The sequence below is a fragment of the Leucobacter sp. USHLN154 genome (assembly GCF_037145595.1).
In the GTDB taxonomy this organism is placed as follows: domain Bacteria; phylum Actinomycetota; class Actinomycetes; order Actinomycetales; family Microbacteriaceae; genus Leucobacter; species Leucobacter alluvii.
Map to the genome: position 1 here is coordinate 211,547 of NZ_JBBCXF010000006.1, position 20,972 is coordinate 232,518.

21 protein-coding genes are annotated in these 20,972 nt (G+C 67.2%); 13 read left to right on the plus strand and 8 right to left on the minus strand.

What is annotated here, in order from left to right:
• The first annotated feature begins 85 nt into the window (after positions 1-85).
• Genes WFH23_RS12435 through resB form a run of 4 tightly spaced genes read left to right on the plus strand, consistent with a single transcriptional unit; the run spans position 86 to position 3,780 of the window.
• Positions 86-730: a histidine phosphatase family protein gene (locus tag WFH23_RS12435; protein WP_200330244.1), complete on the plus strand. Its 645-nt coding sequence runs from the start codon at positions 86-88 to the stop codon at positions 728-730.
• Positions 727-1,353 carry a TlpA family protein disulfide reductase gene (locus tag WFH23_RS12440; RefSeq protein WP_090146505.1) on the plus strand — a complete coding sequence of 209 codons (627 nt, stop codon included), beginning with the start codon at positions 727-729 and terminating at the stop codon, positions 1,351-1,353. Before WFH23_RS12435 ends, WFH23_RS12440 begins: the two co-directional genes overlap by 4 nt.
• A gap of 2 nt (positions 1,354-1,355) precedes the next feature.
• Positions 1,356-2,129: a cytochrome c biogenesis CcdA family protein gene (locus tag WFH23_RS12445; RefSeq protein ID WP_336662761.1), complete on the plus strand. Its 774-nt coding sequence runs from the start codon at positions 1,356-1,358 to the stop codon at positions 2,127-2,129.
• A complete protein-coding gene (gene resB / locus WFH23_RS12450) occupies positions 2,113-3,780 on the plus strand; it encodes a cytochrome c biogenesis protein ResB (protein ID WP_336662762.1) in 1,668 nt (555 codons plus the stop codon). Before WFH23_RS12445 ends, resB begins: the two co-directional genes overlap by 17 nt.
• Before the next feature lie 36 nt (positions 3,781-3,816).
• Here resB and WFH23_RS12455 read toward each other — a convergent pair whose 3' ends face one another.
• From WFH23_RS12455 to WFH23_RS12470, 4 genes are all read right to left on the minus strand, one after another.
• A complete protein-coding gene (locus WFH23_RS12455; protein WP_200330232.1) occupies positions 3,817-4,626 on the minus strand; it encodes an ABC transporter permease in 810 nt (269 codons plus the stop codon).
• A 22-nt stretch (positions 4,627-4,648) separates the two neighbouring features.
• Positions 4,649-5,533 (minus strand): ABC transporter permease subunit, encoded by an 885-nt coding sequence (locus tag WFH23_RS12460; protein ID WP_090146515.1) that lies wholly within the window; start codon positions 5,531-5,533, stop codon positions 4,649-4,651.
• Positions 5,534-5,617: 84 nt separating this feature from the next.
• Positions 5,618-6,793, minus strand: coding sequence for an extracellular solute-binding protein (locus WFH23_RS12465; protein ID WP_090146516.1), 1,176 nt, complete (start codon positions 6,791-6,793; stop codon positions 5,618-5,620).
• Positions 6,794-6,843: 50 nt separating this feature from the next.
• Complete coding sequence (locus WFH23_RS12470) at positions 6,844-7,905, minus strand: ABC transporter ATP-binding protein (protein WP_200330228.1); 1,062 nt, start codon at positions 7,903-7,905, stop codon at positions 6,844-6,846.
• A gap of 175 nt (positions 7,906-8,080) precedes the next feature.
• Here WFH23_RS12470 and WFH23_RS12475 point away from each other — a divergent pair, with 175 nt between their 5' ends.
• The gene (locus WFH23_RS12475; RefSeq protein WP_090146520.1) at positions 8,081-8,887 is read left to right on the plus strand and encodes a GntR family transcriptional regulator; all 807 of its coding nucleotides are present in this window, start codon (positions 8,081-8,083) and stop codon (positions 8,885-8,887) included.
• Positions 8,888-8,923: 36 nt separating this feature from the next.
• The gene (locus WFH23_RS12480) at positions 8,924-9,664 is read left to right on the plus strand and encodes a hypothetical protein (RefSeq protein ID WP_090146522.1); all 741 of its coding nucleotides are present in this window, start codon (positions 8,924-8,926) and stop codon (positions 9,662-9,664) included.
• A gap of 13 nt (positions 9,665-9,677) precedes the next feature.
• Here WFH23_RS12480 and WFH23_RS12485 read toward each other — a convergent pair whose 3' ends face one another.
• The 3 genes from WFH23_RS12485 to WFH23_RS12495 all read right to left on the minus strand — a co-directional run bounded on the left by WFH23_RS12485 (position 9,678) and on the right by WFH23_RS12495 (position 12,926).
• Positions 9,678-10,808 (minus strand): mannose-1-phosphate guanylyltransferase, encoded by a 1,131-nt coding sequence (locus WFH23_RS12485; RefSeq protein WP_200330224.1) that lies wholly within the window; start codon positions 10,806-10,808, stop codon positions 9,678-9,680.
• A gap of 4 nt (positions 10,809-10,812) precedes the next feature.
• Complete coding sequence (locus WFH23_RS12490) at positions 10,813-12,336, minus strand: aldehyde dehydrogenase family protein (protein ID WP_090146526.1); 1,524 nt, start codon at positions 12,334-12,336, stop codon at positions 10,813-10,815.
• 98 nt (positions 12,337-12,434) lie between these two features.
• Complete coding sequence (locus WFH23_RS12495; RefSeq protein WP_090146529.1) at positions 12,435-12,926, minus strand: Atu1372/SO_1960 family protein; 492 nt, start codon at positions 12,924-12,926, stop codon at positions 12,435-12,437.
• 373 nt (positions 12,927-13,299) lie between these two features.
• Here WFH23_RS12495 and WFH23_RS12500 point away from each other — a divergent pair, with 373 nt between their 5' ends.
• From WFH23_RS12500 to WFH23_RS12515, 4 genes are read left to right on the plus strand one after another with little or no spacing between them, the layout of a single operon-like run.
• Entirely contained in the window at positions 13,300-14,169 is an 870-nt protein-coding gene (locus tag WFH23_RS12500) for an ABC transporter permease (protein ID WP_176698266.1), read from the plus strand.
• A gap of 55 nt (positions 14,170-14,224) precedes the next feature.
• Positions 14,225-15,268: an ABC transporter substrate-binding protein gene (locus WFH23_RS12505; RefSeq protein WP_211650015.1), complete on the plus strand. Its 1,044-nt coding sequence runs from the start codon at positions 14,225-14,227 to the stop codon at positions 15,266-15,268.
• A 25-nt stretch (positions 15,269-15,293) separates the two neighbouring features.
• A complete protein-coding gene (locus tag WFH23_RS12510) occupies positions 15,294-16,076 on the plus strand; it encodes an ABC transporter ATP-binding protein (protein WP_200330215.1) in 783 nt (260 codons plus the stop codon).
• A 35-nt stretch (positions 16,077-16,111) separates the two neighbouring features.
• Positions 16,112-17,764 (plus strand): M24 family metallopeptidase, encoded by a 1,653-nt coding sequence (locus WFH23_RS12515; protein ID WP_336662770.1) that lies wholly within the window; start codon positions 16,112-16,114, stop codon positions 17,762-17,764.
• A gap of 11 nt (positions 17,765-17,775) precedes the next feature.
• On the opposite strand, the gene WFH23_RS12520 is transcribed toward WFH23_RS12515, so the two are convergent.
• Positions 17,776-18,669, minus strand: coding sequence for a LysR family transcriptional regulator (locus WFH23_RS12520; protein ID WP_336662771.1), 894 nt, complete (start codon positions 18,667-18,669; stop codon positions 17,776-17,778).
• Between the two features lie 187 nt (positions 18,670-18,856).
• Between WFH23_RS12520 and kdgD the strand changes: the two genes are divergently transcribed.
• The 3 genes from kdgD (at position 18,857) to WFH23_RS12535 (ending at position 20,951) form a co-directional block, all read left to right on the plus strand.
• Positions 18,857-19,786, plus strand: coding sequence for a 5-dehydro-4-deoxyglucarate dehydratase (gene kdgD / locus WFH23_RS12525; RefSeq protein WP_090146537.1), 930 nt, complete (start codon positions 18,857-18,859; stop codon positions 19,784-19,786).
• Positions 19,787-20,073: 287 nt separating this feature from the next.
• Positions 20,074-20,490, plus strand: coding sequence for a succinate dehydrogenase, cytochrome b556 subunit (gene sdhC, locus WFH23_RS12530; RefSeq protein ID WP_336662772.1), 417 nt, complete (start codon positions 20,074-20,076; stop codon positions 20,488-20,490).
• Between the two features lie 17 nt (positions 20,491-20,507).
• Positions 20,508-20,951, plus strand: a complete 444-nt coding sequence (locus tag WFH23_RS12535) for a succinate dehydrogenase hydrophobic membrane anchor subunit (RefSeq protein ID WP_090146540.1) — start codon at positions 20,508-20,510, stop codon at positions 20,949-20,951.
• Positions 20,952-20,972: the final 21 nt, after the last annotated feature.

Below are 20,972 nucleotides of genomic sequence, written 5' to 3' on the forward strand. Positions count from 1 at the left end.
AGCCCGGGCCCGCGCCCGAGCCCACGTCCACCCGCGCCCGCGCTCGGCCCCGAACTCCCAGACACCCCGAACGTACAATGGAGACGTGAGCGACAAACTGCTGCATTTGGTGCGCCATGGCGAGGTGCACAACCCGGATCGCGTGCTGTACGGCCGCCTTCCGGGTTTCCGCCTGTCAGAACGCGGTCACCAGATGGCGGAGGCCGCAGCACTCGAGTTGGCGGGCAGCGACCGGGTCGTCACCAAGCTCTTCGCTTCGCCGCTGGAGCGCGCGCAGCAGTCGGCGCGCCCGATCGCAAGTGCGCTGAGCCTCGAGATCGCGACCGAGGAACGCATCATCGAGCCGACCAATGCGTTCGAGGGCATGGTCAGCTCCGGCGCCGACCGCGCCTTCACGAAGCCGCAGTACTGGTATCGCTACCTCAATCCGTTCCGTCCGAGCTGGGGCGAGCCGTACCGGCAGATCGCGGATCGCGTGCGCTCGGCGATGAACGACGCCTGGGATTCGACGCGTGATGGCGACATCGTGATGGTGTCGCACCAGTCGCCGATCTGGATGGCGCACCTCGACATCACCGGAAAACCCCTGTTCCACAATCCATCATCGCGACGTTGCGACCTGTCGAGCATCACCACCTTCGAGAAGCGCGGCGAGCGCTGGTTCGAGGTCGACTACCGTACCCCCGCCGCCGGTCTGATCGACGACGCCGTAGATGTAGGAGCCGTATGAGCCTGCGACGCACCGCAACCGCTGTCACCCTGACGCTCTCGGCCGCACTCGTGCTGGTCGGCTGCAGCAGCGAGGGCGCCGACCTCGCCTCGCAGTACCAGGAGGGGAGCGACAAGGGCTACGTCTCCGGAGACGGCTCCGCGCTGAGCATCCCGGTGTCGGAGCGCACCGATCCTGTCGAGTTCTCCGGCGTGGACGAGAGCGGCGAGACGTTCGGCTCCGATGACACGGCCGGCGAGGTGACGGTCGTGAACTTCTGGTACGCCGGGTGCGCTCCGTGCCGCGTCGAGGCCCCCGATCTGGTCACCGCATTCGATGAGTACTCGGATGCGGGCGTGCAGTTCGTCGGTGTGAACACGCGCGATCAGGTGGCTCAGGCGCAGCAGTTCTCGCAGGAGTTCGACATCGAGTACCCGTCGATCATGGACAACGCGGGCGGCCGGTCCGTGCAGCGCGCCTTCGCCGGCCAGGTGCCGCTCAACGCGGTGCCGACGACCCTGGTGCTGGATCGCGAGGGCCGAGTGGCGCACCGCGTGCTCGGGCAGCTCGCGAGCGCCTCTCAACTGAGCACCTTGATCGACGAGACGCTCGCCGAATCGAGCGACACCGCCGGCGAGCAGTAGCGGTGGAGCACATCGTCGCCGACGGGCAACTGCTCGTCGCATCGCTCATCGCAATCGCCGCTGGGCTGCTCTCGTTCCTCTCCCCGTGCGTGCTGCCGCTCGTCCCCGGCTACCTCGCGTATGTTGGCGCGACCGCGGCAGCCCACGGAGCGCAGCGCGGGGTGGCGACTGCCGGGTCTGTCCCTGGAGCGCGCGCGCCGCGCGGTCGGGTGCTGCTCGGCTCGGTGCTGTTCGTGCTCGGCTTCACCGTCGTGCTCGTCGCGTTTCTCGCGGCCGCGGGAACGGTCGGAGTGTGGCTCCTCGAGTGGGAGTCCGTGATCACTCGAGTCATGGGCGCGGTGATCATCGTGATGGGGCTCGTGTTCGTCGGGCTCTTCAACCGGATGCAGACGACGAAGAAGATGCGCATCAAGCCGAAGCTCGGGCTCGCTGGGGCGCCGCTCCTGGGCGCGGTGTTCGCCGTCGGATGGACGCCCTGCATGGGCCCGACGCTCGGTGTGATCATGACGTTGAGCTTGCAGCAGGGCTCGGTGGCTCGATCGGTCGTGCTGGCGATCGCCTATTGCATCGGTCTCGGCCTCCCCTTCATCCTCGCCGCGCTCGGCTTCGGGTGGCTCACGCGGACCATGACATTCTTCAAACGGCATATTCGTGTCGTGAACCTGATCGGCGGCGGACTGCTGATCCTCATCGGTCTCCTCATGGTGACCGGCCTCTGGAGCAAGATGATGTACGCACTGCAGGCGGTGATTGGCGGCTATGTCACGCCCCTCTGATTACGACGACGGAACCGGCGCGGGCGGGTCGCTTCGCGCAGAATCGCCCGAGCTCGGTTTCACCGGCTGGATGCGGTGGTTCTGGCGGCAGCTCACGAGCATGCGCGTCGCGCTCGTGCTGCTCCTGCTGCTCGCCGTCGCGGCGATCCCCGGTTCACTGGTGCCGCAGCGCAGCGCCGACCCGAACGGCGTGGTGCAGTACCAGGCCGATCACCCCAAGCTCTTCCCGATTCTGGACGCCTTCCCGATCCAGGCGTTCGACGTGTACGGATCGGTGTGGTTCTCCGCGATCTACCTGCTGCTCTTCATCTCGTTGATCGGCTGCGTCATCCCGCGCATCACGCACCATTGGAAGGCGTGGCGCGGCCGACCCCCGAAGACGCCGGCTCGCCTCGAACGCATGGCCGGTTTCTCCGAGGTGCGTCTGGTGAATCCCGATGCCAGCGACGAGGATCGCGCGGCCTTCGCCGAGCGCGCCGTCGAGGAGGCCGCTCACCTCCTGAAGAAGATGCGCTACCGCACCGAGATCCAGCGCGTCTCGCGTCGCGGCGTGGAGACCGTGTCGGTCTCGGCCGAGCGCGGGTACCTGCGTGAGACCGGCAATCTGCTCTTCCACATCTCCCTGCTCGGCGTGCTCATCAGCGTGGGCGTCGGTGGGATCTTCACCTTCAACGGGCAGAAGGTGCTCGTCGAAGGGGAGACGATGGTGAACCAGCTCATCGACTACGACACGGTGAACACGGGCCGGGCGTTCGACTCGACGAGCCTCGACCCGTTCGGCTTGAAGCTCGACTCGCTCGACGTCACGTACGTCACGCCCGATGACGGCAACACGCACGCGATCGGTCAGGTGCGCGACTACACGGCGAACCTCGAACTCATCGACCCCGAGGACGGAAGCGTCAGCGACGAGACGATTCAGGTGAATCACCCGTTGCGCGTGCACGGCTCCCCGATCTACCTCATCGCCAACGGGTACGCTCCGCGGATCACCGTGAAGAACGCGGAGGGCACCGTCGTCTACAGCGAGGCGATGCCGTTCATTCCGCAGGACAACATGACGATGACCTCGCTCGGCGTCGTGAAGGTGCCGTACGGCATCACCGATGCGGCGGGGGATCAGGTGCAGGTCGGCCTGCGCGGCTTCTTCTACCCGACCAAGGCCGATCTCGACACGGGCGCCTATACGTCGAACTACCCCGACCTCGAGAATCCGGTGCTCACACTCGACGTGTTCGTCGGCGACCTCGGCATCGACGACGGTGTGCCGCGCTCCGTGTATTCACTCGACACGTCGAACATGGAGCAGCTCACCGGGCGCGCGATCGACGCGGAATCGATCGAGCTCGTGCCGGGCTCGACGGCCGAGCTGCCGAACGGGATGGGCACGATCACGCTCGACGACGTGCCGCGCTACGCGTCGTTCGACGTGATGCGCAACCCGGCGCAGACCTACGTGCTCGTGTTCGCCTTGCTCGCGCTCGGCGGCCTGGTGTGGTCGCTGTTCGTCGCGCGTCGTCGCATGTGGATGAAGGCGGTTCCCACCGAAGACGGCCTGGTGCTCCAGTACGCGGCGCTCGCCCGCGGAGACGACCCTGCGCTCGAGCGGGCGGTCGAGGAGCTGCGCGACAAGCATCGCGACCGCCTCTAGCGGGAGCCTCCCGTGCCGCGCGCGGGGCGCCGCCAACTACTTCGCGTCGTTGACCGCCGAGACCTTCTGCGAGAAGTAGACCGGGATCAGTGAGAGGAGGATCATCACGGTCGCCACCACGTTCACCTGGTTCACCTCATTGGGCCGCGCCATCTGGTTCATGATCCAGAGGGGGAGGGTCTCGACGCCCGGGGGAGCGGTGAAGATCGTCACCACGATCTCGTCGAACGAGAGTGCGAACGCCAGCAGGCCGCCCGCGATGAACGCGCTGCGGAACTGCGGGAACGTGACGAGCCGGAAGGTCTGGCCGATGCCGGCTCCGAGATCCATCGAGGCCTCGTCGAGATTCGGGTGCATGCGGCGCAGGCGGGCGATCACGTTGTTGAAGACCATGACGACGCAGAAGGTGGCGTGAGCGATGATCATGCCCCAGTAGCCGACGTTGATGCCCATGGGCTTCAGCACCTGGAAGTACGTGTTCGAGAGCGCGACACCGGTGACGATGCCGGGAAGGGTGATCGGCAGCACGATGAGTAGGTTGACGGTGTGCTTGCCGAAGAAGTTGAAGCGCTGCAGCGCGAACGCGGCGAGCGTGCCGAGCAGCAGGGCGAACGCCGTCGCGACCGAGGCCACGATCACCGAGTTCAGCAGGGCGGCGTGCACGGCGGGATTCGTGAGGGCCTTGCCCCACCATTCCAGCGAGAAGCCGGGGATCGGCCAGCCCGAGACGCGGCCCGAGTTGAACGAGTTCATGACGATCACGAACAGCGGGATGTACATGAACCCGAGCGCGATCACCGTGATGACGGCGAGCGCGACGCGCGTGGTGCGGTTCAGACGAAGCATGGCGGTCTCCTGCGAATCTCGGTCAGAGGTTGTTGAGCGCGCCGGTGCGGCGCACCGCGCTCAGGTAGATGATGACGAGCACGATCGGCACGAAGGAGAATGCCGCGGCGAGGGGCGGATTCAGATTGATGTTCTGCGCGATGATGCTGCCGATCATCTGCGTCGAGCCGCCCACGTACATGGCCGCGATGTAGTCGCCGAGGCTCAGTGAGAACGTGAATACGGAACCGGCGATCAGTGCGGGGAGGAGGAGTGGGGCGACGATGGTGCGGATCGTGCGGGCGCCGCTTGCGCCCAGGTCGGAAGAAGCGTCGAACAGATTGGTCGGGATCTGCGACACGGCGGCGTATACCGGAATCGCCATATAGGGGAACCAGAGGTAGACGAGGGTCAGGATGACGGTCAGGGTGCCGAAGCCGGGGCCCGTGATCCCGAAGGGCGATAGCGCCCAGTTGAAGAATCCCTCATCGGTCCACACGAGGCGCATGGCGATGATCTTCACGAGGTAGCCCGCCCAGAGCGGCAGGGTGACGAGCACGGCGAGTGCGGCCCGGAGTCTCGGCCCCGCGACTTTCGCCATGAACACGGCGAGCGGAATGGATACGGCGGCGCAGATCGCGGTGACCGCGAGGGCGATTCCGAGTGTGCGCAGCGCCGTCGACAGGTAGGCCGGAACGGTGACGAGCTGCTCGAAGTTCTCGAGCGTGAACCCCGGCTTCACCCGCGAGGTGAACGGGTCGGTCGTCCAGAATGCGGTCATCAGCAGGAGCACGAGCGACAGGATGTACACGCCGAGCAGCCACGCCATCGGCAGCGTCAGCAGCGATGCGAGACGGCCGCGCGGGTGGCGGTAGAGCGCTGTCGACACCGGTTTGGTGCGGCGCTCGAGGGTCGGCTGGTTCGACACGATGGTTCCTCACTGACGGGTCGTGGTGTGGCGGGTGGGGCGGGTGACCGGGGCGGCGTGCCCCGGTCACCCGCCGTCGGGCGGTCAGCCCTTGACGGTTGCCCAGGCGCTGGTCCAGTCCTGGTAGTTGGTGCACTGCACATCGGTGCGGCCATCGAGGCACTGGTCGATCGGGGTGGTCCAGAACCACACCTGCTCGAAGTACTCCTCGTCGGTTGCATTGAAGTACTCGCAGTGCTCGCGGGCTTCGTCGCTGGTCTCGCAGAACGCGGCGTTGGCGGGCGCCATGCCGAAGTTCATCGCGATCTGCCCGTTCACCTCCGGGCTGCTCGTGTAGTCCATCCACGCGTACGCGCAGTTCGGGCTCTCGGATTCGGCCGCGAGCATCCACGCGTCGGACCACCCCGTCGAGCCCTCCTCGGGGAGCACGCTCTTGAACTTCTCATCCTGCGTGGCCTTGCGCAGCACCTCCCAGGAGGTGCCGACGACCGAATTGCCGCCGGTGAACGACGTCACGTTGGTGGCGGGCGACCAGTACTCGGAGACCATGGTGTTCTGCTGCTGCAACAGCTCGACCGCTGCCGCCAACTGCTCTTCGTCGAGGGCGTACGGGTTCTCGATGCCGAGGTCGGGCTGCGTCGCCATGAGGTAGATCGCCGCATCTGCGATGTAGATGGGGCTGTCGTAGGCGGCGATGTTGCCGGCGTACGGGCTGTCCTCCTCCCACACGACGTCCCAGCTGGTCGGTTCTTCGGTGACGACGTCCGAGTTGTACTCGAGGATGTTCGCGCCGCGGCCGATCGGAATGCCGTAGACGTTGCCGTTGAGGGTGTCGTAGAGCTGGCCCTTCATCCCCTCGACGATGTCGTCGCCGAAGTTCGGAATCAGCTCCGTGTTGAGCGGCTGCACGTTGCCGTCGACGATCAGTCGCAGACTCGCGTCGCCGGAGGCCGAGACGAGGTCGTACTCACCGGTGCGCATGAGCTGGACCATCTCGTCGCTCGTCGCCGCCACCTTGCGGTTGACCTTGCACCCGGTCTCGGCGGTGAATTCTTCGGCCCACGCGGGCTCCACGAATCCCGACCAGGCGACGATGTTGAGCTCGGACTCCATGTCTCCGAGCGACTCGAGCGCGGGGAGGTCGGGGACGTCGATCGAGATCTCTCCCGGTGCGGACTCACCGCCGCTGCTGGAACAGCCCGAGAGGGCGAGTCCGGCGGCCGCGACGAGCGCCGCCGGGATGGCGAGTTTCTTGTGCATCGTTACTCCTTCGTAGGCGATTGGGTACTGCGGGGGTGTCTGGGTGCGGGTCAGGCGCTGGGCACGACGACCGCGTGATCGCGGGCGAACCGGAGGCTCACGGCGTCTCCGCGCGAGATGCTCGGGCTGGTGCGCGGCGTGTGCGTGTTCTGCGCTTCTGAGATGAAGCGGGTGCCGCTGGCGGTCTCGACGAGGTAGCGCGTGTGCGCGCCGGCGTAGACGGTCTCGAGGATGGTGCCGGGGAGCGCGATGTCTGCAGGGTCGAGTGGGGCGGTCGGGTCGACGAGCCGCACGCGCTCGGGGCGCACGCTGTGAGGGGTGCGTTCGCCGAGGATGCGCTGCGCCGCGTCGTCCGCGAGGAGGTTCGTGATGCCGAGGAATCTGGCGACGAACTCGGTGCGGGGGAACTCGTACACCTCGCGCGGACTGCCGACCTGCTCGATCTTCCCGTTGTTGAACACGGCGACTCGGTCGGAGAGCGTGAGCGCTTCCTCTTGATCGTGCGTGACGAACACGAACGTGATGCCGACCTCGCGCTGGATCTGCTTGAGTTCGAATTGCATCTGCTCGCGCAGCTGCTTGTCGAGGGCGCCGAGGGGTTCGTCGAGCAGGAGCACCTTGGGGCGCAGAATGAGGGCGCGAGCGAGGGCGATGCGCTGGCGCTGGCCGCCGGAAAGCTGCGCGGGCGAGCGGTCGGCGACGTGCGCGAGCTGCACTTGCTCGAGCGACTCCGCCACGAGACGACGGCGCTCGGCGGCGGAGACGCCGCGGACTTTGAGTCCGTACGCGACGTTCTCGGCGATGGTGAGATGCGGGAAGAGCGCGTAGTCCTGGAAGACCGTGTTGACGTCGCGATCGAACGGCGCCGACTTCGTGACGTCGGTTCCGTGGAGCAGGATCGAGCCTGCGGTGGGCTCCTCGAAGCCGGCGATCATGCGGAGCACGGTCGTCTTCCCGGATCCCGAAGGCCCGAGCATCGAGAAGAACTCGCCGGCGCCGATCTCGATGTCGAGGTCGTTCACGGCGACGAGGTCGCCGAACTGTTTGCGAACGCCGCGCACCGATACGGCGATGTCCCCCTGCGGTACTGGGGTGGGGGCGTGGTGTGTCATACGGTTGCTCCTCAACGTCGCTGTCGGCCCGATAGATGAAACATAACATATGGTTTTATAGGATTAGAACGCGCTCGGAGTTCTCCGCATCACGGTTTGATCACGGAGTGGCGGCGGCGAAATCTCAGTTCGCTCGTGACACACTCGGTACGTTCGCGAGAATCGGAGGAGAACGGTGAGCGCTCAAATGCCGTCCGCGCCCCCGAGCCGGCTCCGCACGGCAGCGCTCGCGCCGATCGGCGACGAGGGCCGCATCGAGCTGGTCGAATCCAGGATCGTCCAGGCGATCTCGGTCGGCGCCTTCACCGAAGGTGAGCGGCTCCCCAGCGAGACCGAGCTCTCGGCCCTGCTCGGAGTCGCCGTGGTGACAGTTCGCGAAGCGCTGAGCGGATTGCGCCACCGCGGCCTCATCGAAACCCGGCGCGGTCGCAACGGCGGCAGCTTCGTGCGCCCGAGTCACGGCTCCGTCGAGGAGGTCAATGCGCGCGCACTGCAGGCGATGCCGCGCGTCGCGCTCGCCGACCTCGCCGTGCACTACGAGGCCGTCTGCTGCGCCTGCGCCGAATACGCGTGCCAACGCTCGACGCCGGAGGAGATCGACGTCGTGGCCGCCGTGATCGAACGCGCTCGCGACCTCGATCGCGTCGCCTGGCGACGCCGCGTCACCGAGATCCAATTGGAGCTCGCGGCGCTCAGCCAGTCCGTGCGCCTCACCAAGGAACACGTGCGCGTGCAGACCGAGTTCACGCCCCTCCTCGCGCTCCAAGACCTCGACGAGGGAGCGCGACTGGCGACGCAGCGGGCGCTGCTCGCGCAGATCCGCGCTACCCGTGCGCGCGACATCGACGCTGCGCGATCCGCCATCCGCGCATCGGTGCGCGCCTCGACCCGCTGGCTCGTGAGCCTCCGAACAGACTTGATCGCGGCGCCGCGCGATGCCGATCTTCGTGGCACACTGGAAGCGCGTCGTCGGGAGGGGTGACTCTCCGGCGACCTCAAAGAAGAGGAAGAGAGTGCCGTGACCGCCGCGCCTGATATTGCAGATGCCCCGCTCCGGGTGGCCCTGCGCCACGTCGATGACTTCTTCGATGGAGTATTCGCTCCGCTCGACCGGTGGGTGCCGTCGCTGGCATCGGCCCTGCGCCGCGAATCCGAGGCGGGCCCGCTGACGGGCGCCCAGCTCGCCGCGATCGCCAAGCCCGGCGCCCACCAGGTGCTCGACACCGAGGGGCGTCCGCTCTACGGCGCAGGATTCTGCGCGAGTGAAGAGCTCGTCAGCGAGGGGAACCCGCTGGCGTGGTGGCAGGGGCCCGAGCGCGCGCTGCTCGCCTCGTCCACGTTCGGCCCGGGCCAGGCGGCGATCGACCTCATGCGGCTCGAGTGGTACCGGGTGCCGGAGGCGACGGGGGACCGGCACGTCGCGGGCCCCTTCGTCGACTACCTGTGCTCGAACGAGGTGACGATCACGTCGGCGGTTCCCGTGCTCGTCGGGGGTGACTTCTGGGGAGTCGTCTGCGCCGATGTCCTCGTGTCGTCGCTCGAGGACGCGCTGCTCCCAGTGTTCGTCGGGCATCGGGGCTCCACGCTCGTGAACGCGAACGGCCGCGTGGTGCTGTCGAACGATCCCGACTTCGAAACGGGCGACCGGTACCCGGGAGCGGACCCCGAGGGCGGCCTGAGCGAGCTGGATCGCTCGAACGTCGACGTGCGGGTGCTCTCGTCTCAGCGCTACCCGTTCTCGCTCCTCGTCACCTCCTGAGAGGGGACGCGCGCTACAGCAGGTGCCCTCCGCCCGTCACCTTCATGCGGCTGACGAGGTTCTTCACATCCTGAGCTCGGCTCTTCGACGTCACGAGCAGCACATCCGCGGTGTCCACCACGACGACATCCTCGACTCCGACGAGTGCGACGAGCCGGCTGCTCTCCGAGACGACGATGCCGCTCGACGCATCCGAGAGCACCTGCGCGCCATCGCCCAGCACCGCCAGATCACTGCCGCGACCCCGGGTGAGCAGGTTCGCGACTGAGGCGAAGTCGCCCACGTCGTCCCAGTCGAAGTGGGCCGCGACGCAGACCATCTTGCCGGCGGAGGCCGCGGGCTCTGCGACGGTGTAGTCGATTGCGATCTTCGGAAGGGTGGGCCACAGGCGCTCGCGCACGTCGGCGCCGCGCTCCGTGTCCCAGGCGGCCGCGATCTCGCGCAGCGATTCGACGAGCGCTGGCTGCTGGAGGGCCATCTGCTCGAGCAGCACCGACGCGCGTGCGATGAACATTCCGGCGTTCCACAGGTATCCGCCGTTCGCGAGGTACCCCTCCGCCTGCGCGGCGTCGGGCTTCTCGACGAACTCCGTCACGTCGTACACGTCGAAGGGCGCCAGATCGCGACGCGCGTCACCGGTCGAGATGTACCCGAAGCCGGTCGCGGGGTGCGAGGGGTGGATGCCGATCGTGGCGATGTATCCCTGATCCGCGGCCTGCACCGCCGTGGTCACGGCGCGCTGGAACAGCACGTCCCCCCGAATCACGTGGTCCGCCGCGAACGAGCCGAGGATCGCGTCGGGGTCGCGCAGTTCCAGGATCGCGGCCGCGAGGCCGATGGCCGCCGACGAGTCCTTCGGCTCGCTCTCGGTGACGAGGTTCTCGCCGAGCAGCTCGGGCAGCTGCTCGGCGACGGAATCCCGATGCGAGATGCCGGTCACCACCATGGTGCGCTCCGCCGGCACGAGCGGGGCGAGCCGATCCCACGTCGCCCGGAGCAGCGAGTCGCCGGACCCGGTGAGGTCGAGCAGGAACTTGGGGGCGTTCGCCCGCGACAGCGGCCAGAGCCTGGAGCCGACGCCGCCCGCCGGAATCACGCACGTGAGACGTTCAATGGCTGGGATGCGCGCAGAGCTCTCGGTCATGCGCTCAGCCTACTGCGCGGCCCCAGGAGATCGACTCGCCTGCGGCACTGCGCTCCTGTGGAACGCCGAGCGGATTCTCGTCGAGCAGCGCAGCGGGCAGGAATGCGCTCGGCGCATTCTGGAAGGCGACCGGGCGGAGGAATCGCCCGAGTGCTGCGGTGCCGACCGAGGTGCTCGCGTCGTTCGTCGTCGCCGGCCACGGCCCGCCGTGCTGCTGAGCGGGCGTCACCGCGACGCCGGTCGGCCAGCCGTCGAAGAGCACCCGGCCCGCATGTCTGGAGAGCGCGGTGACCAAGTCTGAGAGCGCGGCGTCGGCTCCGGCCGCGGCCGATCGCTCGTGCTCTCCCAGGTGGACGGTGCCGGTGAGGGACCCGGTGATGAACTCGCCGACGAGCGGAGCGAGCGGCGTGCCATCCGGCACCTCCACGATGACGGAGAACGGGCCGAAGTGCTCCTCTGCGAGGACCTCGCTGTTGGCGCGCAGCGTCTCCAGGGTGACCCGCACGATCGTCGGGGTGACCCATCCATTCCCGGCCTCGTCCACGCGACTCGTGCCGATGACGACCGGCTGCACCCCGTCGACCGCGAGCACGCGATCCACGTCCTCGAGGTAGGTGTCCGTGATGCGCGGACCGAGGAGCCGATGCTCGCTCGTGCCGAGTTCCGAGGCGCCCGCGGCCGCGAGCGCTTCGAGGAACGCGTCGTCGACTGCGGCGAACAGGAGTCCGGGCTTCGTGCACAACTGGCCTGCCGATCCCGCCACGCTCGCAAGATACTCGGAGGCGAGTGCCGGACCGCGCGAGGCGAGCGCCTCGGAGGTGACGAAGACCGGGTTCACGCTGCCGAGCTCGCCGTAGAACGGGATCGGTGCTGGGCGCGCCGCCGCGATGTCGGCGAGGATGCGGCCTCCGTGCGTCGAACCCGTGAACGACCCGGCGCGGACTCTGGGGTCGCGCAGCGCGGCGACTCCGGTCTGCTGGCCGTGGATGAGCTGGAGCGTGCCTGCGGGCAGCCCGCGGTCTGCGATGACGCGCTGGGCGAGCGCTGCCGTCGCCTCCGACAACTCGGGATGCCCCGAATGAGCTTTGACGATCACCGGGCATCCGGCGGCGAGAATCGCCGCTGAATCGCCCCCGAGCACGGAGAACGCGAACGGGAAGTTGGACGCCGAGAAGTTGAGGACCGGTCCAACGGGAATGTGCGTGCGACGCAGGTCGGGGCGCGCGCCGAGCACGAACTCGGGATCGGCTTCGTCGATGCGCGCGTCCAGGTGCGCACCGGAGACGACGGCGTCGGCGAAGAGCCGGAGCTGCACCGCGGTGCGCGTGACTTCTCCGCCGAGGCGAGCAGGGGTGAGCCCGGTTTCCGATTCGGCGATCGTGATGAGACGATCGCGTTCGGCATCGAGCGCATCGCCCAGTGCGGTGAGGAGTGCGGCTCGCGACCGCGGAGGGAGGGCGGCCAGAACGGGCGCCGCGGACGCCGCACGGCTCAGAATCTGTTCGAGTGCTTCGGGTGAGGTGTGCACGATGATCTCCGTTTCACTGCTGAGTGGTGGTGCTGGTGCTGCTGCTGGGTTCGGCGGTGCCTGAGCGGGACGCCCGGCGCCGACCGACGGGCTCGCGCTCAGTCACCGGTGGGGTGGAGCGCCACGGTGAGATCGATCTCCACGGTGGCGTTCTTGGGGAGCCGGGGCACGCCGAGCGCGGTTCGCGCGTGGCGGCCGGCTTCACCGAGTACCGCTCGGAGGAGCTGCGACGCCCCCTCGGCGACGGCCGGCTGGTCGTCGAAGTCGTCGCCGCTCGCGACGTACACCTGCAGCTTCAGCAGTTGCGCGACGCGGTCGAGCCCGACGGACTGCTCGATCTGGGCGAGCGCGTTGAGCGCGCACAGTTCCGCAGCCTGACGACCGCGTGCGGCGTCCTCTCCCGATCGCACGGCCCCGGTGAACGCGACCCCGCCGTCGCGTTTGGGGATCTGACCCGACACGTAGGCGGTGTCGTTCCGCACGAGTACGGGGTCGTACGAATACGAGCCGGCTGCGACCTGCGGCAGCCGATGCCCGAGTGCGGTGAGGCGCTGCTCGGGGGTGGTGGGGTGAGTGGGCGATGCGCTCATCACTGAGCTCCTGTTCCTCGGGGAGCGGATGGAGTGGAGTGGTGCAGTACCGGTGCGCCGACGCGTCGGCGCGGGCTGGGGCGGAACATGCGTCCTCTGCCAGTGAAACCCTGGGCATTGTGTCGCGTCCAGTATCGTTTTTAGCTGGAGCGATGCGGTATTGGTATTGTCGGCAAAAATTCCCAATCACTGCCTGGTCGATGCCTCCAGGGACTTAATGGATGCTGAAAGAGTGTTAGACAGGTATCTTGAACGGCTTCAATACTGATGGTCATGCTTCGTCCGCCTCATCGTCGAGGACTCGTCGAGAGTGGATGCGCTTCCGAAACGACTCGCCCAGAGCTGGTCGCCACACGTCGAAATTGGGAAGGCCATGAACATCGATACTTCGAAGCACACGTCGGTCAGGGATCAGCAGAGCATCGCCGCTCCCTCGAGTCTCACAGAGACCATCTCCATCGCCCCGGCCGCGCGCAAGCGCGTCCTGCCCAGCGGGGTCGACAAAGCCGTCAAGGCGGCCATCGGCATGCTCGCGATCCTCGCCATCTGGGAACTCATCGTTCGCGTCTTCCAGATACCGACCTACCTGCTCGTCGGGCCCATCGCCGCGTTCGAGAAGCTCTTCGCTCAGCCCGACTACTTCGCCCACCACGCCTGGGTGACCGTGACCGAGGCGCTCGCCGGCTTCGCGCTCGGCACGGGGCTCGGGGTGCTCTGCGGAGCGACGCTCTTCTACATCCCGGCGGTGCGCCACTTCTTGTATCCGGCGCTCATCGCAGTGGACACCATCCCCAAGGTGGCGCTCGCGCCGCTGTTCATCGTCTGGTTCGGATTCGGGTTCGAGTCGAAAGCATTCGTCGCGATGGCGATCGCCTTCTTCCCACTCGTCATCAACACCTTCGACGGGCTCTCGGCCGTGCCGAACGAGCTGAAGGAGCTCGCGCGCATCAACAACGCGAGCGCCTGGATGCGCATGCGGAAGATCGAGTTCTGGTACGCGCTCCCGTCGATCTTCTCCGGTGCCAAGATCTCCATCTCCCTCGCGGTCGGCGGCGCCGTGGTCGGCGAGTTCATCGCCGGCACCGATGGACTCGGCCAGGTGATCCTCCGAGCGAACGCGCAGAGTGATCTCGCCACGATGTTCGCCGCGTTCATGGTGCTCGCCGCCATCTCGCTCCTGCTCTTCTATCTCATCACCGTGATCGCGGCTCGACTGCTGCCGTGGCGCAATCACGTCAAGTAGCGCTTTCGATCCGCACCGCTCCGCAGCATCTTCGCTCTAGAAAGGAAGCCCGCACATGCGCGCACAGAAATCAACGGTCGCGGCAATGATCGCCGCCACCGCGCTCCTCGTGACCGGCTGCGCCGGTTCCGGCGCAGCCGGCGACAGCGGCACCGACCAGGTCAACTTCATGCTCGACGTCGCCGTACTCCCGAAGCACGCCCCCTTCTACGCCGCAGTGGATGCCGGGTTCTACGAGGCCGAGGGCATCGAGGTCGAGATCATGCCGGGCTCGGGATCGGCGAACACAGTGGCCTCCGTCGACACCGGTCGCGTCGACTTCGGATGGGCCGACTACAACGTCTCCATCCTGAATCGGGCCCAGGGCGCATCGATCCGCCAGATCAACCTGGTGCAGGGCAAGTCGGCCTACGCCGCGCTGGCGCTGCCCGATTCCGGAATCTCGGACTGGGACGATCTCAAAGGAAAGACCGTCGCGACCGAGGGCAACGGCGCCATGGTCGCGATGTGGCCAGCGGTGCTCGACAAGCTCGGGTGGAGCGAGGGCGACGTCGAGATCGTCTCGGCGGCCGGGGAGGCGAAGATCCCGGGCCTCATCGCAGGCCAGTGGGATGCGAACCTCGCGCTCTCCGTCTCAGACGGGCCGACGCTCATCGCGGAGGGCTACGACCCGGTGATCCTCAACTGGGCTGATCTCGGGCTGCTCTACTACGGCAACGGCGTCATCACCTCAGATCAGACCATCGACGAGAACCCGGAGCTCGTCGAGCGTTTCAACCGAGCGACGCAGCGAGGGTTCGCCTGGGCATGCCAGAACCAGGAGGAGACCGCGAAGTCGTTCGACGCGAAGGTGCCGGGCTTCGACGAGGCCGCCGTCGCCGACGCGATCTCGGGCCAGTGCGATCTGATGTGGGACGACGAGAACACGGAGAACGGGTTCGGCACCATGAGCGATGCGGGGGTGCAGAAGCAGATCGATCTCGCCGCGGAGTACCTCGGACTCGAGAATCCCGACGACATCTCGCCCGCCGACATCTACACGAACGAATTCCTCGAGCCCCTCGGACCCGACGAGCAGATCGAGGCGCCGACCGCGTGAGCGGGTGGCGGAAAGGACACCGATCATGACGATCACCGAGCCGGTCATCAGCGTCCGAGACGTGGGGATGACTTACACCGCCAGGGGCGGCGCGAGCAATACCGTACTGCGCGGCTGCGATTTCGACATCGCCCCGGGCGAGTTCGTCTCCATCGTGGGCCAGTCGGGCGGCGGCAAGACCACGCTGCTCAAGATCATCTCCGGGCTCCTCGAGAACACGGAGGGGGAGGTGCTCGTGCGCGGACGCGGAGTGAAGGAGGCCCTGCGCGACATCGCGATGGTCTTCCAGAGCCCCACCCTGCTCCCATGGCGCAACAATCTCGCCAACGTGCTGCTGCCCATGGAGTTCCGCAAGCGCTCCAACAAGGAGGCGAAGGCGCACGCACTCGAACTGCTCGAGCTCGTGGGTCTCGGCGACAAGGCGAAGAACTACTCGTACGAGCTGAGCGGCGGCATGCAGCAGCGCGTCTCGATCTGCCGAGCCCTGGTCTCGCACCCCGAGATCCTGCTCATGGACGAGCCCTTCGGTGCGCTCGACGCCATGACGCGCGACCAGATGAACTTCGAGCTGCAGCGCATCTGGCAGGAGACGAAGCGCAGTGTGCTGTTCGTCACCCACAGCATCCCAGAGGCGGTATGGCTCGCGGATCGCGTGCTCGTCGTCGGGGATCGGCCCGGCCGCATCATCGCCGACATCAAGGTCGACCTGGCGAGGCCCCGCACCAAAGACACACGATACGCCGACGGGTTCGCGGAACTCGTCGCGCAGGTCGAGGGGCTTCTCGGCGTCGAAGCCGGAATCAGCTGACCGACAATCACGAAGCAGTTAGGAAGATACGCACTATGGCAAGAATCATCTGCGACCCGCAGGCAGTCACCGAGCGCTACGGTTTCGTCCCGAACGATCGCCTCCTGTTCTCTGCGATTCGCCTCGACTCGTTCCCGTTCGTCACGCCGCTCATCTTCGAGGACGCCGGCACCGAGTTGATGCTCGCCCGTCAGCAGGAGCAGGGCAACATCGTGACCGGCGGCGGCGTCGACCCCGAGCGGATCCGCTTCTACGAGCCCTGGGTCACGATCGATCCCCGGCCGGTCGCCGACTTCCCGGCTGCCGCGAGTCTTCCGGCTCTCGTCAAGGAGCTCGTAGGAGAACGGCCGGTCGACCTCGATCCCCGTGCTCCGTACACGCACTACCTCAAGCTCAGCGGTGAGGTCGACGTGCGCGTCGACCTGCCCGGAGCGCGACCGGTGCACGTGTACGAGGTCGAGCAGGCGGCGGTGCTCGCCCGATTCGCGGGTTGGCGCGCTGCAGGAATTCCCGTCGCCGAGCGGCTCATCTCGGAGGTCGAGCACCTCGTCGGCCTGGAACGCGAGCTCTCGTCCGATGCCGACACCAGGTTCTCCGCGCTGTCCGACGTCGCGGACCAGCTGGGGGTCGACGCGATCCTGCTGTCTTCGGCTCCGAACTACTCGGAGGTCACGGGTACGGTCTGGCAGCCGGGAACCGTCGCGTTGTGGGCCGACGGGCGGGTATTCGTGATCGCGGAGCAGCAGCTGCGCGGGATCGCGGGAACGCCCGCTGGCGCCTACGATTCGGCGGCCGAGGCCATCGCGGCGGTGTCGACCGGCCCCCGGATCGCCTTCGAGGAGCAGTGGGAGCAGTGCGCGCTCGGCATCCGCCTCACCGATGCCGGCTCCGTGCTGGTCTCCGCCTCCCGGGCGCTCGGCTCGTGGCGCGATGAGCGTGACGCCGAAGACCTGCCGTTCCAGGTCATCGCCGCCCGCGCCTCGACCACGGCGATCGAGCAGACGGTCGCCTGGGCCCACGAGCACCTCGATGCTGGCGAGACCTTCACCGAGAACGTGCTCTACGCCCGCTACCTGGAGTATCTCGACCGCTTCCGCAACGAGCAGCGCATTCCATTCGGCATCGAGCCCTACTTCACCAACCTGCACTCGTCGCAGCGCATGCTCTTCCCCGGTCCGCCGACGGAGTTCCCGCTCGACGCATCCACCACGTGCATCCAGCTCGACGCCGGCGTGAAGGTCGTGATCGACGGCGTGGTGGTCGCGACGAGCGACATGGCGCGTTCGGTGCTGCGCACTCCCGAGGGCCGGGAGGCCTACGAGATCCTGACGCACGCGGTGCGCGAAGTCATCATTCCGCAGTTGCGCCCGGGCGTGATCTGCGAGGACGTCCACGCGAGGACCCTCGAGCACCTCGCGACGGTGCGGCCGAGGATGCAGGAGATCGGTCTGCTCGGCGACGAGGTCGACTTCGACGTCGAGTACAGCAAGCGCAACGTCGGCCACCTCATGGGCAAGCAGGAGTCGTTCGCGAACGAGCTGCGACCGGGATACCGGTTCGTCTTGCGCGAGGGCTCGTACGGCGCGGCCGAGATCCCGTGGCGCTACGACCGCCATGCGATCGGCACGGAGGACCTCTGGTACATCGGGCGCGACCGCACCTACAACCTGACGCTGCGCGAGCAGTAGGACTCCGAGGGCTACTGGGCCTCAGCCGCCTCGCGGAGCTCGTGGACGATTCGCCGGGTCAGGGGCCGGGTGTCGTCCTCGCGCCAGACGGCGTGCAGTTCGATGGGCCGCGGTTCGCTCATGACGAGCGGCGCGTAGGTGACGCCGGCGATGCCGAGCGTGGCCGCGGATTCCGGAACCAGGGCCACACCGGTGCCTGCGCCGACCAAGGCGACCATCGTCGATACCTGACTGACCGTGAACCGGTGCTTCCACCGGGAGATCGGCATCATGCGCGTCGCGATGTCGTAGAAGTAGCGCGCCTCGACGGGCGAGTGCATGATGATGTCCTCGTTCGCCAGGTCCTCGACTCCGATGGGACTCGTGCGGCGCGACAGGAGATGGCCCTCCGGCAGTGCGACGAGCAGCCGCTCGCGATGGATGCGCCTCGAACCGAAATGGGCGGGGTCGAAGGGCGGTCGACCGATCGCGACGTCGATCTCGCTCTTCGTGAGCGCGTCGAGCTGGTGGGTGGTGACCATCTCCTGCAATTCGATGGTCACGTCGGGAAGCGCGTGGGAGAGGCGCGCGAGCAGCGGGCCGAGCAGCGTGAACGCGCTCGAAGCGGTGAACCCGATGCGGACGACGCCCGAGAGCCCCGCAGCGACCGTGCGCGCGATCTGCGGGGCCCCGTCGGCGATGGCCAGGATGCGGCGGGCCTCATCGAGGAACGCGCGACCGGCGTCGGTCAGCTCGACGCGGCGGTTGCTCCGGCGCAGCAGTTGCACGCCGACGATCGCCTCCAGGCGCTGGATCTGCCTGCTGAGCGGCGGCTGGGTCATCTGGAGCCGTTCGGCGGCTCTGCCGAAGTGCAGTTCCTCGGCGACGGCCACCAGGGCGCGCACCTGATCAAGCGTGTACGACACGTGCTCTCCTTCGCTCACCCCGGCCCGACCGCCGTACCGATCACCATACCTTCCGTGCATGAAATGATCCATAACGGATGTTGGACAGGTATCTATTCTCCAACCTAGCGTGAAGGCATCGGATCCCCAGCATCCTGATCGCCCGCTGCGACGGTGCGTTTCCCACATTCCCCGGAGGTTGAACGTCGTGCCCAATTTGGAACCCGCTGCACTCGCGAGTCAGATCGGATCCGGACTGCTCTCATTCCCGGTCACCCACTTCGACGCGGAGCAGGAGTTCGCCGAGGCGACCTACCGCGAGCACATCGAATGGTTGAGCGCCTACCCGGTCGCCGGGCTCTTCGCCGCAGGCGGAACGGGCGAGTACTTCTCGCTCACCCTCGACGAAGTCTCACGCGTCGTCTCCGCCGCCGTGCAGCAGGTCGGAGGCCGCACCGCGGTGCTCGGCCCGGCGGGTGGCTCGGTGCGTGCGGCAGTCGAGCAGGCGCGGGCCGTCGAAGCGGCAGGCGGAGACGGCATCCTGCTGTTCCCGCCCTACCTGACCGAAGCCGGGCAGGAAGGTCTCGCGGCATACGTGGAGGCCGTGTGCCGGGCCACCACGCTGGGCGTCATCGTCTACCACCGCGCGAACGCCCAGTACTCCGCCGAGACCCTCGTGCGCCTCGCGGATCGGCTGCCGAACTTCATCGGCTTCAAAGACGGCGTCGGATCGATCGAGCAGATGACCCAGATCTACTCGACGCTGGGCGATCGGCTCACCTACGTCGGCGGGCTGCCCACAGCAGAGACATTCGCCCTGCCGTACCTGGAGCTCGGCGTCACGACCTATTCGTCGGCGATGTTCAACTTCGTCCCGGACTTCGCCATCGACTTCTACAACGCCGTGCGCCGTCGCGACCACGCATCCGTCTTCGCAGCGCTGCGCGACTTCGTCCACCCGTATCTCGACGTGCGCAACCGCGTTCCCGGATACGCGGTGTCGATCGTCAAGGCCGGTCTCGATGCCGTGGGTCGGACCGGGGGGCCCGTGCGCCCACCGCTGCAGGAGCTCACCCCGGAGGATCGCAGGGATCTGGCGCAGGTCATCGAGCGAGCGGCGGTTCCCGCGCTCGTCTGAGCCGCGTGAATCATCGTTCGCGGTGCGAACCACGGAGCCGGGCGTGCGGAGCGCGCCCGGCTCCGTCTCGTCTCTGCAGCGGACGACCGCGACACGAGGCTGCATCATCAGACGAGCACAGGCGTCTCCCGGCCATCGGGCGCGTGCAGGAGCGCTCACGAAAGGTGTCATAATGGTTCCGCAGTGGATTCTCAGCCATGCTTGGTGACGGGGGTTCCCGCACATGGCGAGATGGCTATGTCAGCCGCCGGGTGACTCTCGGCGAAGCCCGACGAAGGAGGAAGCCCGTGTCAGCCCAAACGGCAGCAGCCGCACCGGTGGCGAGGAAGAAGGTCCGCCCTGGCGGCACCCTCTACCGCGGTAACGAGGGAATGTGGTCCTGGGTGCTGCACCGCATCACGGGTGTCTCCATCTTCTTCTTCCTGCTCGTGCACGTGCTCGACACCGCCCTCGTGCGGGTCAGCCCAGAGGCGTACAACGCCGTCATGAGCACCTACAAGACGCCGGTGATGGGCCTCGGCGAGGCCGTGCTCGTCGCGGCGATCGTCTTCCACGCCTACAACGGCATCCGCATCATCCTCGTCGACTACTGGAGCAAGGGCGCAAAATACCAGCGCACGATGTTCTGGGTCGTGATGGGGCTCTGGGCGGTCACCATGGCCGGCTTCCTGCCCCGCCACCTGATGAACGTATTCGGTCACTGAGCGCGAGGAGAACAGACATGTCATTGACGATTGATGCTCCGCGCGCGAAGACGCCGGCGAAGAAGCGCACCAACTGGGAGAAGTGGGGCTGGGTCTACATGCGCGTTTCGGGCGTGCTGCTGATCGTGCTCGTGTTCGGCCACCTCTTCTCGAACCTCATGATCGGCGACGGCGTGCACGCCATCGACTTCGGTTTCGTGGGCGGCAAGCTCTCGCAGCCGTTCTGGAAGGTGTGGGACACCCTGCTCCTCTGGCTGGCGCTGATCCACGGCGCGAACGGCATGCGCACCATCGTGAACGACTACGTGACCCGTCCGCGTCTCGCCCAGGGTTTCAAGGTCGCGCTGTTCCTGTCGGCCGCCCTGCTCATCCTGCTCGGCACCTTCGTGATCTACACCCTCGACCCCTGCCCCGCGGGAGCGGACCCGGCGCTCGTCGCGTCGTTCTGCCCGACGCCGTAGCCCCGCGCGCAGCAACGGATT

Bases quoted from the DNA above. Each gene is read 5' to 3' on its own strand.
- WFH23_RS12440 (WP_090146505.1), top strand. From the start codon at position 727: ATGAGCCTGCGACGCACCGCAACCGCTGTCACCCTGACGCTCTCGGCC.
- resB (WP_336662762.1), top strand. From the start codon at position 2,113: ATGTCACGCCCCTCTGATTACGACGACGGAACCGGCGCGGGCGGGTCG.
- WFH23_RS12455 (WP_200330232.1), bottom strand. From the start codon at position 4,626: ATGCTTCGTCTGAACCGCACCACGCGCGTCGCGCTCGCCGTCATCACG.
- WFH23_RS12465 (WP_090146516.1), bottom strand. From the start codon at position 6,793: ATGCACAAGAAACTCGCCATCCCGGCGGCGCTCGTCGCGGCCGCCGGA.
- WFH23_RS12470 (WP_200330228.1), bottom strand. From the start codon at position 7,905: ATGACACACCACGCCCCCACCCCAGTACCGCAGGGGGACATCGCCGTA.
- WFH23_RS12485 (WP_200330224.1), bottom strand. From the start codon at position 10,808: ATGACCGAGAGCTCTGCGCGCATCCCAGCCATTGAACGTCTCACGTGC.
- WFH23_RS12495 (WP_090146529.1), bottom strand. From the start codon at position 12,926: ATGAGCGCATCGCCCACTCACCCCACCACCCCCGAGCAGCGCCTCACC.
- WFH23_RS12500 (WP_176698266.1), top strand. From the start codon at position 13,300: ATGAACATCGATACTTCGAAGCACACGTCGGTCAGGGATCAGCAGAGC.
- WFH23_RS12505 (WP_211650015.1), top strand. From the start codon at position 14,225: ATGCGCGCACAGAAATCAACGGTCGCGGCAATGATCGCCGCCACCGCG.
- WFH23_RS12510 (WP_200330215.1), top strand. From the start codon at position 15,294: ATGACGATCACCGAGCCGGTCATCAGCGTCCGAGACGTGGGGATGACT.
- WFH23_RS12515 (WP_336662770.1), top strand. From the start codon at position 16,112: ATGGCAAGAATCATCTGCGACCCGCAGGCAGTCACCGAGCGCTACGGT.
- WFH23_RS12535 (WP_090146540.1), top strand. From the start codon at position 20,508: ATGTCATTGACGATTGATGCTCCGCGCGCGAAGACGCCGGCGAAGAAG.